The organism is Kitasatospora sp. MAA19, assembly GCF_029894125.1.
GTDB lineage: Bacteria > Actinomycetota > Actinomycetes > Streptomycetales > Streptomycetaceae > Kitasatospora.
In genome coordinates this window covers 225,726-239,483 of the sequence record NZ_JARXYZ010000007.1, presented here as the reverse complement: position 1 = coordinate 239,483, position 13,758 = coordinate 225,726, and the positions used below count along the sequence as shown (strand labels likewise).

Here is a 13,758-nt window from a genome sequence, read left to right as displayed (position 1 = left end):
TGTCGCCGTGGTCAGCGCGTCAGCGCCACCACTGGACCGCCTTCTCGGCGTTGATGATGCCGGCGCCGTAGAAGCCGTTGTCGTCCGCGCCGCCCTCGCAGGTGGCCTTGTACTGCCCGGTGCCGCCCGGGTTGTACTCGCCGGTCGGGCACGGGTGCGACTCGGCCTGGTTGGTGAGCAGCTCGGTCAGCTCGTCCGGGCTGGCCCACGGGAAGGTGCTGGCGAGCAGGGCGACCACGCCGGTGACGTGCGGGGTGGCCATCGAGGTGCCCTGCATGTAGCCGTACTTGTTGCCCGGGATGGTGGACAGGATCCGGCCGTTCTTGTCCGGGGTGTCCGGGATCTGGTAGCGGGCGTCGCCACCCGGCGCGGCGACGGTCACGACGCCCTTGCCGTAGCTGGAGTAGTACGACTTCTCGCCCTTGACGCCGACCGCGGAGACGGCGACGACGCCGGGCAGCTCGGTCGGCAGCGACAGGCAGTCGTTGGTGACCGGGCGGGTGCCGGGGGTGGTGTCGTCCGGGCTGGAGACGTCAGTGGTCTTGTGCGCCAGGTCGATGTTCTCGTTGCCCGCCGCGGCGACGTTGAGGACGCCCTTGCGCTGCGAGAACGACACCGCCTTGCGGACGGCGGCGGTGATCGCGGCCTGGTCCTTGTCGTTCGGGCAGTTGAACATCCACGGGTCGACGTAGTAGCTGTTGTTGGTCACCTTGAAGCCGTGCTCACCGGCCCACACGAAGCCGCAGATCGCGTACTCGGGGTAGATGAACCCGCCGTCGTCGACGACCTTGACCGCGGCCAGCTTCACGTTCGGGGCGATGCCGACGACGCCCTTGCCGTTCTTGGCGGCGCCGATCGTGCCGGCCACGTGGGTGCCGTGGTCGCTGGTGGTGGGCTGCCAGGACTTCCAGTCGGTGTTCGGCTTGCCGCCGTCGATGCAGGAGACCGACTGCGAGGCGTCCACGTTGGCCGCCAGGTCCTCGTGCGTCGCGTCGATGCCGGAGTCCAGCACACCGACGGTGACGTTGCGGCTGCCGAGCGAGAGCTTGTGCGCCTTGTCGACACCGATCTGGCGCATGTCCCACTGGTTGGCCTCGTACGGCTCCTGACCGTCCGCGGGGGCGGCGGCGGGCGCGGGCGCGACGTCGGCCTTCGTCTGGTCGGCGGCGGTGATGCCCTTGGTGCGGCTGGCACCGACGGAGTCGACGCCCTTGGTCTGGCGCAGCTTCGCGGCGAACGCGGTGTCGTTCGAGCGGGCGATGACGACGCCGATCTGCTCGTACGAGTACACCACCGAGCCGCCCAGGGCGGTGATCGCCTTCTCGACCTTCTGCACCTGACCGTGGTTGGCCTTGGTGTTGACGACGTAGCTGAGCAGCGGACCGGTCGTCGAGCCCGCCGAGGGGGCGGCCGCGACGGCGGTGCCGGCCGGCAGCGCGAGGGCGCCGGCGGTGGCGAGCACGAGGCCCACCGCCGCGAACCGGGTCCGGCTGATCCGAGGAACTCTCATAGGGGTTGGCCCTCCCGAGTCGTCATGCGGCAGCTGCGGTGTGGCAGGTGCGCTGGAATGATCGGGACGCTAATGAATATTCGCTGATATGCGCAAGAGGTAGTCATCTAATCGTCACATCTTGGCCAACAGCGGAGGGCAGGAGTCCACAGTTCAACCGTGGAAACAGAGTGAAGAGTGTTAAAAAGTGATGGTTCGCCGACGGAGCTGGTCGGCGAACCATCGGATACAGTGCGGGCAGCCCGGACCCGTCGGCGGCGCACAAGAGCCTGCCGAGCGGTGTCGGTTCGAGCGCCTCGCCCGCGGGCCGGGGTGTCGGTCAGTAGCGCCAGCGGGTGGCGGCGACCAGTTGCTCGGGGGTGGCGGCGGCGTACTGCTCGTCCTCGGCCCGGCGCACCGCCAGCACCGCCTCGTACAGCGGCCCGCCGAGCGCCTCGCGCAGCACCGTCGAGCGCTCGTACGCGGCCAGCGCCTGCGCCGGTCCGGCCGGCAGCCGGGGCACCGTGCCGGGCTCGGCGGCGGCCGGGTCGCCGGTGAACTCCGGCGGCAGCGAACGGTGTTGGTCGAGACCGGCGAGGCCGGCGGCGAGCACCGCGCCGACCGCCAGGTACGGGTTGGCGCTGGCGTCGAAGCACTTGACCTCGGCGTTCGCGGCGGCCGCCCGCTCCCCCGTGGAGCCCGTCACCAGGCGCAGCGCGGCCTCGCGGTTCTCCAGGCCCCAGCACTGGTAGGCGCCGGCCCAGTGCGAGGGCACCAGCCGCAGGTACCCGGCCGGGCTGGAGCAGCCCAGCACCAGCAGTTCGGGCAGCGCGTCCAGCACGCCGGCGAGGAAGCCCTCGGCCTCGGCGGTCAGGCCGTGCGGGCCGGAGCCGCCGTGGCCGAGGTTGCGGCCGTCCCGCCAGAGGCTGAGGTGCAGGTGCCCGCCGTTGCCGACCGTGTCGGGCTCGACCACGGGGGCGAAGGAGACTCGCAGGCCGTGCCGGGCGGAGACGGCCCGGACGGTGTGCCGGACCAGGACGGAGGTGTCGGCGGCGCAGACCGGGCCCTCGGGGGCCACCGAGACCTCGAACTGGCCCGGGGAGTACTCGGGGTGGATCTGCAGGACGGTCAGCCCCTGCTCGCCGAGGGCGCGCAGGACCTCCCGCAGGTAGTCGGAGAGGTCGGTGAGCCGGTGCATCCCGTAGGCGGGGCCGTGCGTCGGGTACTGCGGCTCGTCCTGCGGCCCGCCGGCCAGGGCGACCACCCACTCGACCTCGATGCCGGCCTTCAGGGTCAGCCCGCGCTCGGCGGCCGCCGCCTCCATCCGGCGGGCGAACAGCCGCTGGCAGCCGGGGTGCGGGGAGCCGTCCTGGGTGTACCGGTCGCCCGGGGTCCAGGCCCAGCCGGGCTGGGCGGCCAGCGGGACGACCCGGGTGAGGTCGGGGTAGAGCCTGAGGTCCCCGATCGGGCCGCCGACGCCCGGGCCGGTGGCGAAGCCGTCGTCGGCGAGGATCGCGTCGAAGCAGGGCGCGGCGCCGACGCCCCACTGCGCCGCGTGCACCAGGCCGCCCAGCGGGACGGCCTTGACCCGGGTGATGCCCGCGTTGTCCACCCAGGTGACGGCCACCGCCTCGACGGCGGCCGTGCGCAGCCGGCCGGCGGCCGCCTCGGCCTGTTCGACCCGCACGGAGCGCGGGGGCAGCGCGACGGCGGCCGACTGCCCGTCGAGGCCGGCGTCCTGCCCGGTGGGGCCGGAGGGGGACGCGGTGGGGCCGGCGGCGGTTCCGAGGGTCATGCGGTCCATGCTGCCCGGCCCGCCGGGGCCGGGTAATACCCCGATCGGGTGGTCCGGCCGGACGCCCGTCCACCCGTTCACCCGTTCGGGTCGGCGCAGGCGGGCCCGCCCTCGTCGACGTTTCCGCTCGCACCCCCTTCCTACTCGCGAGTAGCTTCGCTACAGTGGCCGCACGCATCACCGCCGGGCTTCGGGAGCCGCACCGGCGGGGGCCTGCGGTCGCCGTGTCTGCGGCGGGCGCGCGGTGCGTCTTTCACCGGCCGGTGCCGCGAACCGCGGCGGGCCGGGTTCCCTTCCTCGTATCAGAGCCGCTTCCTCGTCACCCCTGAGCGCCTGAGCACCACGGCACACCCGCAGTTCGGCCGGAGCGGACCGGCCGCCGCGCCGGTGTGCCGGAACCCGTCATCTCCCCACCCCCGCGCGCGGACCCTCCTCCGGCGACGGCCGCCCCCGCACGGACCCGCGGGCGCGGCGGCCCGCCCGCCGGAGCACGCGCGGGCCCCTCATGACTAGGAGTCAGGACAGATGAAGCGTCCCTTTTCCACGGTCGCCGTCGTCGGCCTCGGCACGATGGGTGCCGGTGTCGCGGTGGCCGTCGCCAGGAGCGGCCGCCGGGTGATCGGCATCGAGGCCACCGAGGACTCGGCCGCCCGGGCGCTGGCCCGGATCGAGGAGGCGACCGCGCACGCGGTCGACCGGGAGCGGATCACCGCCGGGGAGCGCACCGCGCTGCTGGCGCTGATCTCGGTCGGCCACGAGCTGTCGGCCGCCGCCGAGGCGGACCTGGTGATCGAGGAGGTGCCCGAGCAGCTGGAGCTGAAGCGGGAGCTCTTCGCCGAGCTGGACCGGATCTGCCCGGAGGCGACGGTGCTGGCCACCGGCACCACCGCGCTCTCGGTGACCCGGATCGCCGCCGCGACGGCCCGCCCGGAGCGGGTGCTGGGCCTGCACTTCTTCAACCCGGTGCACACCATGAAGCTGGTCGAGGTGGTCCGCACGGTGCTGACCTCGCCGCAGACCGCCGAGGACGCCGCCGCGTTCGCCCGGGACCTCGGCAAGGAGCCGGTGGCGGCCGGCGACCGGGCCGGCTTCGTGGTGAACGGCCTGCTGTTCGCCTACCTGAACCAGGCCGCCGCGATGTACGAGTCCAAGTACGCCTCCCGGGAGGACATCGACGCCGCGATGCGGCTCGGCTGCGGCCTGCCGATGGGCCCGCTGGCGCTGCTCGACCTGATCGGCGTGGACACCGCGCGGACCGTCCTGGAGGCGATGTACGAGCAGTCCCGGGACCGCCTGCACGCGCCCGCCCCGATCCTCGGCCAGCTGGTCGCGGCCGGGCTGCTGGGCCGCAAGTCCGGCCGCGGCTTCTACACCTACGAGGCGCCCGGCTCGTCCCGGGCCGTGGACGCGGCGACCGGACCGGCGAGGCCCGGGGTGGCGGGTCGGGAGGTCCGTACGGTCGGCGTCTGCGGCTCGGGCACCATGGCGACCGGCATCGCCGAGGTGTTCGCCAAGGCCGGCCACCCGGTGCTGCTGGCCGCCCGCAGCCAGGACAAGGCCGACCGGGCCAAGGCGCAGCTGGCGAAGTCGCTGGCCCGCTCGGTCGACCGGGGCCGGCTGAGCGCTGAGCAGCGGGACGCCGCACTCGCGCTGGTCACGCCGGTCGGTCAGTACACCCAACTGGCCGAGGCGGACCTGGTGATCGAGGCGGTGGCCGAGGACCTGACGGTCAAGCGCGAGCTGTTCGCCACCCTGGACAAGATCGTCAGGCCGGGCGCGGTGCTCGCCACCACCACCTCCTCGCTGCCGGTGATCAGCTGCGCGACCGCGACCTCGCGGCCGCAGGACGTGATCGGCATGCACTTCTTCAACCCGGCGCCGGCCATGAAGCTGGTCGAGGTGGTCTCCACCGTGCTCACCGCGCCGGACGTCACCGCGACCGTGCTGGAGCTGACCGCCAAGGTCCGCAAGCACCCGGTGGAGTGCGGCGACCGGGCCGGCTTCATCGTCAACGCGCTGCTCTTCCCCTACCTGAACGACGCGGTGCGGATGCTCCAGGAGCACTACGCGACGGTGGACGACATCGACACCGCGATGAAGCTGGGCTGCGGCTACCCGATGGGCCCGTTCGAGCTGCTGGACGTGGTCGGGCTGGACGTCTCGCTGGCCATCGAGCAGGTGCTGCACCAGGAGTTCCGCGAGCCGGGCCTGGCCGCCGCGCCGCTGCTGGAACACCTGGTCGCGGCGGGCTGCCTGGGCCGCAAGACCGGCCGCGGCTTCCGCGACCACGCGCGCCGGTGACCACGCCACCGGCCGGGGGCGCCGCGCGCGGGGCGGCGCCGCCCGGGACATCTCCCGACCAGGCCCGGCCGGGCTGGAGCCCTGGGGCGGTGTCCGCGCGCTGGCCCAGACCGGCCGTGACCGGCCCGGTCGCGCCGGTCCTGCGGGGAAGGGCCGCAGCCGTGCCGTCGGGGCCGTGTAGCGTTCCGGACATGGATCGGGTTCAGTCAGCCACCCCGCAGCACTCCGCCGGACCTCGCGGCGCCGACCGGCCGGCCCCCTCGACCGGGGGCACCGGGCCGGAAGGCGGGCCGGGCAGCCGCCGGGCGGCGGCGCAGCGCCAGCAGATGCGTCAGGACCTGGCCACCGCCGCGATGGAGCTGTTCTCCTCGCAGGGCTACGAGGAGACCACGGTCGATCAGATCGCGGCCGCCGCCGGGGTGGCCCGGCGGACCTTCTTCCGGTACTTCCGGTCGAAGGAGGAGGCGATCTTCCCCGACCACGACGACACCCTCGTCCGGGTGGCCGACCTGCTGGCCAGCGCCGAGCCGGAGGAGCACCCGCTGGACGTGGTCTGCCGCGGCATCAAGGAGGTGCTGCGGATGTACGCCTCGACGCCGGGGGTGTCGGTCGCGCGGTACCAGCTGATCCGTCAGGTGCCGGCGCTGCGCGAGCGGGAGATCGCCGTGGTGGCCCGGTACGAGCGGCTGTTCACCCGGTACCTGCTGGGCCGTTTCGACACCGGCGAGTCCATCCCCTCGGGGTGGCAGCGCGGCGGCGAGGACGACTCGATGCTGGCCGAGGTGTCGGCGGCGGCGGTCGTCGCGGCGCACAACCACGTGCTGCGGCGCTGGCTGCGGGCCGGCGGGCGCGGGGACGTGGAGGCGCAGCTGGACCACTCCTTCGAGGTGATCCGGCGGACCTTCTGGGCCTCCAGCGCGCCGGGTGCCAGGCGCCGGGGCTCATTGGTGGCACCGGGTGCCAGTGGGGCGCCCGGGGATGTCCTGGCCGAGAGCGCACTGAGTGCCAGCCCTGGAGGTGAGGTCCTCATCACAGTCGCCCGGACGGACGCTCCGCTGGACGTGGTGGTGGACAGCATCCGGGCCGCACTGAGTGGCACCCGGGAGTCCTAGGAGCAGCGTTTACACAGGTCAGAGCAGTATCGAGGGCCCGCGCCGAACAGTCGGCGCGGGCCCTTCGCATGCCCGCCCGAATGCCGCCACCGGCCGTTCCAGCGCGCCGGAATTCGTGACACCCGGTGTCTTTACGAGTGGCACAGGGTGCCACTACCTTGTTACCCACCAGTCGCGGCGCCGCGGCTCCCCACCTCGGCGCGCCGTCGTCCGGCGTTCCCACACCCCGGGAGCAGCGTCCCGCCCGGTCCACCCGGGCGCCCAGCCTGACCGACCACCACCCACCTCAGCGAAGCCGGTGTCCGCTCCCGGCTACCCCAGACGCCCTGTGCCCTCACACAGGTACGCCTTCGGAGGCAGCCATGCAGGAAATCCTCGACGCGATCCTCAGCAACGACGCCACGTCGGAGGACTTCGCCGCCGTCAAGCTGCCCGAGTCCTACCGAGCGGTGACGCTCCACAAGGACGAGGAGCAGATGTTCGCGGGCCTCGACAGCCGCGACAAGGACCCCCGCAAGTCCCTTCACCTCGACGAGGTCGCCCTGCCGGAGCTCGGCCCCGGCGAGGCCCTGGTCGCCGTCATGGCCAGCGCGGTGAACTACAACACCGTCTGGAGCTCGATCTTCGAGCCGGTCTCCACCTTCTCCTTCCTGGAGCGCTACGGCCGGCTGTCGCCGCTCACCAAGCGCCACGACCTGCCGTACCACGTCGTCGGCTCCGACCTCGCGGGCGTGGTGCTGCGCACCGGCGCCGGCGTCAACGCCTGGAAGCCGGGCGACGAGGTGGTCGCGCACTGCCTCTCGGTGGAGCTGGAGTCCCCGGACGGCCACGACGACACGATGATGGACCCGGAGCAGCGCATCTGGGGCTTCGAGACCAACTTCGGCGGTCTGGCCCAGCTCGCCCTGGTGAAGACCAACCAGCTGCTGCCCAAGCCGAAGCACCTCACCTGGGAGGAGGCCGCCTCCCCCGGACTGGTCAACTCCACCGCCTACCGCCAGCTGGTCTCGCGCAACGGCGCCGGCATGAAGCAAGGCGACAACGTGCTGATCTGGGGCGCCAGCGGCGGCCTCGGCTCGTACGCCACCCAGTACGCGCTCGCCGGCGGCGCCACCCCGATCTGTGTGGTCTCCAACGACCAGAAGGCCGAGATCTGCCGCGCCATGGGCGCCGAGGCGATCATCGACCGCTCCGCCGAGGGCTACCGGTTCTGGAAGGACGAGCACACCCAGGACCCGCGCGAGTGGAAGCGCCTGGGCGCGAAGATCCGCGAGTTCACCGGCGGCGAGGACGTCGACATCGTCTTCGAGCACCCGGGCCGGGAGACCTTCGGTGCCTCGGTGTACGTCACCCGCAAGGGCGGCACCATCGTCACCTGCGCCTCCACCTCCGGCTTCATGCACCAGTACGACAACCGCTACCTGTGGATGTCGCTCAAGCGCATCGTCGGCTCGCACTTCGCCAACTACCGCGAGGCCTTCGAGGCCAACCGCCTGATCGCCAAGGGCAGGATCCACCCGACCCTGTCCAAGGTCTACTCCCTGGAGGAGACCGGCCAGGCCGCCCTCGACGTGCACCACAACAAGCACCAGGGCAAGGTCGGCGTGCTCTGCCTGGCCCCCGAGGAGGGCCTGGGCGTGCGCGACGCGGAGTTCCGGGCCCGGCACCTCGACGCCATCAACCGCTTCCGTAACGTCTGAGGCCGATCCGATGACCGACCAACGTGTCCAGCGCGACCGCCCCTGGCTGATGCGCACCTACGCCGGGCACTCCACCGCGAGCGACTCCAACGCGCTCTACCGGCGGAACCTGGCGAAGGGCCAGACCGGCCTCTCCGTCGCCTTCGACCTGCCCACCCAGACCGGCTACGACTCCGACCACATCCTCGCCCGCGGCGAGGTGGGCCGGGTCGGCGTCCCGGTCGGCCACGTCGGCGACATGCGCACCCTGTTCGACGGCATCCCGCTCGAACAGACCAACACCTCCATGACGATCAACGCCACCGCGATGTGGCTGCTGGCGCTCTACCAGGTGGTCGCCGAGGAGCAGGGCGCCGACATCGCCAAGCTCACCGGCACCACCCAGAACGACATCGTCAAGGAGTACCTGTCGCGCGGGACGCACGTCTTCCCGCCCGGCCCCTCGGTGCGCCTGATCACCGACATGATCGCCTACACCGTCGGCCACATCCCCAAGTGGAACCCGATCAACATCTGCAGCTACCACCTGCAGGAGGCCGGGGCCACACCCGTCCAGGAGATCGCCTACGCGATGTGCACCGCCATCTCGGTGCTCGACGCCGTCCGCGACTCCGGCCAGGTGCCGGCCGAGCGGATGGGCGAGGTGGTCGCCCGGATCTCCTTCTTCGTGAACGCCGGCGTGCGCTTCGTCGAGGAGATGTGCAAGATGCGCGCCTTCGCCCAGCTGTGGGAGAAGGTCACGCTGGAGCGCTACGGCGTCCAGGACCCGAAGCAGCGCCGCTTCCGCTACGGCGTCCAGGTCAACTCCCTCGGCCTGACCGAGGCCCAGCCGGAGAACAACGTCCAGCGGATCGTCCTGGAGATGCTGGCCGTCACCCTCTCCAAGGACGCCCGCGCCCGCGCCGTCCAACTGCCCGCCTGGAACGAGGCGCTGGGCCTGCCCCGGCCCTGGGACCAGCAGTGGTCGCTGCGGATCCAGCAGGTGCTGGCCTACGAGTCGGACCTGCTGGAGTACGGCGACCTCTTCAACGGCTCCGAGGTGGTCGAGGCCAAGACCGCCGACCTGCTCGCCGGCGCCGAGGCGGAGATCGCCAAGGTGCTGGAGATGGGTGCCAAAGCAGGCAATCGAGGCATCATCCCCGCCGTCGAGTCCGGCTACCTGAAGTCCAACCTGGTCGCCTCGCACGCCGCCCGCCGGGCCCGGATCGAGTCCGGTGAGGACCGGATCGTCGGCGTCAACTGCTTCGACACCACCGAGGAGAGCCCGCTCACGGCCGACCTCGACACCGCGATCATGGTCGTCGACCCGGCCTCCGAACAGTCCGTGCTCGCCGCCCTGGAGGCCTGGCGCGGACAGCGCGACGAGGCCGCCGCCCAGACCTCGCTGGCCGAACTCAAGGCCGCCGCGGCCACCGAGGCCAACCTGATGCCGGCCACGCTCGCCTGCGCCCGGGCCGGCGTCACCACCGGCGAGTGGTCCTTCGCCCTGCGCGAGGTCTTCGGCGAGTACCGCGCGCCCACCGGCGTCGGCGGCGCACCCGTCGCGGTGGCCGCCGAGCCCGGCGGGGAGCTGGCCGCGGTGCGCGCCGCCGTCGCCGCCACCGCCGAGGAGCTGGGCGCCGGCAAGCTGCGCCTGCTGGTCGGCAAGCCCGGCCTGGACGGGCACTCCAACGGCGCCGAGCAGATCGCCGTCCGGGCCCGCGACGCCGGGTTCGAAGTGGTCTACCAGGGCATCCGGCTGACGCCGGAGCAGATCGTCTCCGCCGCCGTCGCGGAGGACGTGCACTGCGTGGGTCTGTCGATCCTCTCCGGCGCCCACTCCGAACTGGTACCCGACGTTCTGCTGCGGCTGCGCCGGGCCGGGGTGCAGGATGTCCCGGTGATCGTGGGTGGCATCATCCCGGCAGCGGACGGCGAGGCCCTCAAGGCCGCCGGCGTCGCCGCCGTGTTCACCCCGAAGGACTTCGGCATCACGACCATCATCGGCCGGATCGTGGACGAGATCCGGCTCGCCAACAAGCTCCAGCCCTGGACGCCCGCACCCGCGCCCACCAGCTGACCACTGGGAAGGAACCGAAAAACCCTCATGAGCACCATGAACCGCCTGCGCCCGCGCCGCTCCTGCCTCGCCGTACCCGGCAGCAACCCGCGCTTCCTGGAGAAGGCCCAGGGCCTCCCCGCCGACCAGGTCTTCCTCGACCTGGAGGACGCCTGCGCCCCGCTGGTCAAGGAGAGCGCCCGCCACCTCGTCGTCGACGCGCTCAACAACGGCGACTGGGGCGGCAAGACCCGCGCCGTCCGGGTCAACGACTGGACCACGCACTGGACCTACCGCGACGTGATCACCGTCGTCGAGGGCGCCGGCCCCAACCTCGACTGCATCATGCTGCCCAAGGTCCAGGACGCCGAGCAGGTCAAGGCGCTCGACCTGCTGCTCACCCAGATCGAGAAGACCATGGGCTTCGAGGTCGGCAAGATCGGCATCGAGGCGCAGATCGAGAACGCCAAGGGCCTGGTCAACGTCGACGCCATCGCCGAGGCCTCGCCCCGGCTGGAGACCATCATCTTCGGCCCCGCCGACTTCATGGCCTCGATCAACATGAAGTCCCTGGTGGTCGGCGAGCAGCCGCCCGGTTACCCGGCCGACGCCTACCACTACATCCTGATGCGGATCCTGATGGCCGCCCGCGCCAACGACCTGCAGGCGATCGACGGCCCGTACCTGCAGATCCGCAACCAGGAGGGCTACCGCGAGGTGGCCGGCCGCTCGGCCGCCCTCGGCTTCGACGGCAAGTGGGTGCTCCACCCCGACCAGGTCGCCGCCGCGAACGAGATCTTCTCGCCCTCGCAGGAGGACTACGACCACGCCGAGCTGATCCTCGACGCCTACGACTGGTGCACCTCCGAGGCGGGCGGCGCCAAGGGCTCCGCGATGCTCGGCGACGAGATGATCGACGAGGCCAGCCGCAAGATGGCCCTGGTCGTCGCCGGCAAGGGCCGGGCCGCGGGCATGGAGCGCACCACCAAGTTCGAGATCCCGGAAAGCTGAGGACCGAAGCCATGCAGTTCGGACGCACCTACGAGGAGTTCGAGGTCGGCGCGGTCTACAAGCACTGGCCCGGCAAGACCGTCACCGAGTACGACGACCACCTCTTCTGCCTGCTCACCATGAACCACCACCCGCTCCACCTGGACTCCAACTATGCGGAGCGGACGACGGACTTCGGCAGGAACGTCGTGGTGGGCAACTACATCTACTCGCTGCTGCTGGGCATGTCCGTCCCGGACGTCTCCGGCAAGGCCATCGCCAACCTGGAGATCGAGTCGCTGCGGCACATCGCGCCGACCTTCCACGGCGACACGCTCTACGGCGAGACCACCGTCCTCGACAAGTGGCCGTCCAAGTCCAAGGACGACCGCGGCATCGTCCACGTCGAGACCAAGGGGTACAAGCAGGACGGCACGGTCGTCTGCATCTTCCGCCGCAAGGTGATGGTGCCGACCGAGACGTACATCAAGGAGCGCGGCGGCGAGCAGCCCGGCCGCCCCACCCCGCTCTCCTGATCCGCTCCACCCCTCTGTTACCCCGGAGGGGCAGGCCGCCGTCATCGGCCGACCCCCACCCGGAACGGGGGCCCTGCTGCCGCAGCCACGCCGGCAGGGCCCCCGGCAATCCCCCCCCCCGACCCTCAGACTTTTTCGGAGCCGCACGATGGGACGCCTGGCACAGACCGACGGCCTCACCGAGATCCAGCGGGACATCCTCGCCACCGTGCGGGATTTCGTCGACAAGGAGATCATTCCGGTCGCGACCGAGCTGGAGCACAAGGACGAGTACCCGACCGCCATCGTCGAGGGCATGAAGCAGCTCGGCCTCTTCGGGCTCACCATCCCCGAGGAGTACGGCGGCCTCGGCGAATCGCTGCTCACCTACGCCCTGGTGGTCGAGGAGATCGCCCGCGGCTGGATGAGCGTGTCCGGCATCGTGAACACCCACTTCATCGTGGCGCACATGATCAACGCCCACGGCACCCAGGAACAGAAGGACCACTTCCTGCCGAGGATGGCCGCCGGCGAGATCCGCGGCGCCTTCTCGATGTCCGAGCCCGGCCTCGGCTCCGACGTCGCGGCCATCTCCACCAAGGGCGTCAAGGACGGCGATTCCTACGTCCTCAACGGCCAGAAGATGTGGCTCACCAACGGCGGCACCTCCACCCTCGTCGCGGTCCTGTGCAAGACCGACGAGGGCGGCGACAGCCCGTACCGGAACATGACCACCTTCCTGATCGAGAAGACGGCCGGCTTCGGCCCGAACCCGACCGTGCCCGGCCTCACCGTGCCCGGGAAGATCGAGAAGATGGGCTACAAGGGCGTCGACACCACCGAGCTGGTGCTGCAGGACGTCCGGATCCCGGCCGACCGCGTCCTCGGCGGCGTCCCGGGCCGCGGCTTCTACCAGATGATGGACGGCGTCGAGGTCGGCCGCGTCAACGTCGCCGCCCGCGGCTGCGGCGTCGCCCGCCGCGCCTTCGAGCTCGGCATCTCCTACGCCCAGCAGCGCTCCACCTTCGGCAAGAAGATCGCCGAGCACCAGGCCATCCAGTTCAAGCTCGCCGAGATGGCCACCAAGGTCGAGGCCGCCCACCAGATGATGGTCATGGCCGCCCGCAAGAAGGACGGCGGGGAGCGCAACGACCTGGAGGCGGGCATGGCCAAGTACCTCGCCTCCGAGTACTGCAAGGAGGTCGTCGAGGACGCCTTCCGCATCCACGGCGGCTACGGCTTCTCCAAGGAGTACGAGATCGAGCGGCTCTACCGCGAGGCCCCGATGCTGCTCATCGGTGAAGGAACTGCGGAGATCCAGAAGATGATCGTCGGACGCCGGCTCCTGGAGGAGTACCGGATCGCGGACTGAGCACCAGGTCACCCCGGCTCGACGAGCGGCCGCAGGACCGCTCCGGGCCGGCCGGACGACCTCTCCGAACCGCCGGTCGACGGGCGTGCGGGCCCGTCCCGGCAGCCTGCCGTGCCGACCCGACCCCGGCCTGGTCCGCCTGGGGTCCGGCACGGCCCTCCGGAAGCGGCCGCAGGGCGTACAGCTGCGACGACACGCCCTGCGGCCGCTTCCGCACACCCTCGGCAGGCCGTGTCCGCCGCCCTCCGCAGCGCGCGAACGGCCCTGCCCCCGCACCGGGTTCCGTCGGCACACCTGTTGAGACAAGTGTCACCAGCCCCGTCGGGTCCCTTGGGAACCGGACCGGGTCGAGCTACGGTCGTAGCGGTGGACGCGCATACGCGCTGCCACCGGACACCTGAACGAGCAGGCGGGTTGCCCACCCACCGTGTGCTCCCGATAGCATC

General features: G+C 71.6%; 9 protein-coding genes. 7 read left to right on the top strand and 2 right to left on the bottom strand.

The window, feature by feature from the left end; all coding sequences use genetic code 11:
- Positions 1 to 19: 19 nt before the first annotated feature.
- Positions 20 to 1,510 carry a S8 family serine peptidase gene (locus P3T27_RS14435; RefSeq protein ID WP_280678215.1) on the bottom strand — a complete coding sequence of 497 codons (1,491 nt, stop codon included), beginning with the start codon at positions 1,508 to 1,510 and terminating at the stop codon, positions 20 to 22.
- A gap of 319 nt (positions 1,511 to 1,829) precedes the next feature.
- On the bottom strand, positions 1,830 to 3,284 hold the full coding sequence (locus P3T27_RS14430) for a glutamine synthetase family protein (RefSeq protein ID WP_280678213.1): 1,455 nt from the start codon (positions 3,282 to 3,284) through the stop codon (positions 1,830 to 1,832).
- Positions 3,285 to 3,809: 525 nt separating this feature from the next.
- On the opposite strand from P3T27_RS14430, the gene P3T27_RS14425 reads away from it, so the two are divergent.
- The 7 genes from P3T27_RS14425 (at position 3,810) to P3T27_RS14395 (ending at position 13,312) form a co-directional block, all read left to right on the top strand.
- Positions 3,810 to 5,585, top strand: coding sequence for a 3-hydroxybutyryl-CoA dehydrogenase (locus P3T27_RS14425; protein ID WP_280678211.1), 1,776 nt, complete (start codon positions 3,810 to 3,812; stop codon positions 5,583 to 5,585).
- 191 nt (positions 5,586 to 5,776) lie between these two features.
- Entirely contained in the window at positions 5,777 to 6,697 is a 921-nt protein-coding gene (locus P3T27_RS14420) for a TetR family transcriptional regulator (RefSeq protein WP_280678209.1), read from the top strand.
- A gap of 362 nt (positions 6,698 to 7,059) precedes the next feature.
- Positions 7,060 to 8,397: a crotonyl-CoA carboxylase/reductase gene (gene ccrA, locus P3T27_RS14415; protein WP_280678207.1), complete on the top strand. Its 1,338-nt coding sequence runs from the start codon at positions 7,060 to 7,062 to the stop codon at positions 8,395 to 8,397.
- A 10-nt stretch (positions 8,398 to 8,407) separates the two neighbouring features.
- Positions 8,408 to 10,456: a protein meaA gene (locus tag P3T27_RS14410; RefSeq protein ID WP_280678205.1), complete on the top strand. Its 2,049-nt coding sequence runs from the start codon at positions 8,408 to 8,410 to the stop codon at positions 10,454 to 10,456.
- A gap of 36 nt (positions 10,457 to 10,492) precedes the next feature.
- On the top strand, positions 10,493 to 11,446 hold the full coding sequence (locus tag P3T27_RS14405) for a CoA ester lyase (protein WP_280678340.1): 954 nt from the start codon (positions 10,493 to 10,495) through the stop codon (positions 11,444 to 11,446).
- A gap of 11 nt (positions 11,447 to 11,457) precedes the next feature.
- A complete protein-coding gene (locus tag P3T27_RS14400) occupies positions 11,458 to 11,961 on the top strand; it encodes a MaoC family dehydratase (protein ID WP_280678203.1) in 504 nt (167 codons plus the stop codon).
- A gap of 148 nt (positions 11,962 to 12,109) precedes the next feature.
- Positions 12,110 to 13,312 (top strand): acyl-CoA dehydrogenase family protein, encoded by a 1,203-nt coding sequence (locus P3T27_RS14395; RefSeq protein ID WP_280678201.1) that lies wholly within the window; start codon positions 12,110 to 12,112, stop codon positions 13,310 to 13,312.
- The last annotated feature ends 446 nt before the right edge of the window (positions 13,313 to 13,758 follow it).

Excerpts from the sequence above, each read along its gene's own strand:
- ccrA (WP_280678207.1), top strand. The coding sequence starts at position 7,060 with ATGCAGGAAATCCTCGACGCGATCCTCAGCAACGACGCCACGTCGGAG.
- P3T27_RS14425 (WP_280678211.1), top strand. The coding sequence starts at position 3,810 with ATGAAGCGTCCCTTTTCCACGGTCGCCGTCGTCGGCCTCGGCACGATG.
- P3T27_RS14400 (WP_280678203.1), top strand. The coding sequence starts at position 11,458 with ATGCAGTTCGGACGCACCTACGAGGAGTTCGAGGTCGGCGCGGTCTAC.
- P3T27_RS14430 (WP_280678213.1), bottom strand. The coding sequence starts at position 3,284 with ATGACCCTCGGAACCGCCGCCGGCCCCACCGCGTCCCCCTCCGGCCCC.
- P3T27_RS14410 (WP_280678205.1), top strand. The coding sequence starts at position 8,408 with ATGACCGACCAACGTGTCCAGCGCGACCGCCCCTGGCTGATGCGCACC.
- P3T27_RS14395 (WP_280678201.1), top strand. The coding sequence starts at position 12,110 with ATGGGACGCCTGGCACAGACCGACGGCCTCACCGAGATCCAGCGGGAC.
- P3T27_RS14435 (WP_280678215.1), bottom strand. The coding sequence starts at position 1,510 with ATGAGAGTTCCTCGGATCAGCCGGACCCGGTTCGCGGCGGTGGGCCTC.
- P3T27_RS14420 (WP_280678209.1), top strand. The coding sequence starts at position 5,777 with ATGGATCGGGTTCAGTCAGCCACCCCGCAGCACTCCGCCGGACCTCGC.
- P3T27_RS14405 (WP_280678340.1), top strand. The coding sequence starts at position 10,493 with ATGAACCGCCTGCGCCCGCGCCGCTCCTGCCTCGCCGTACCCGGCAGC.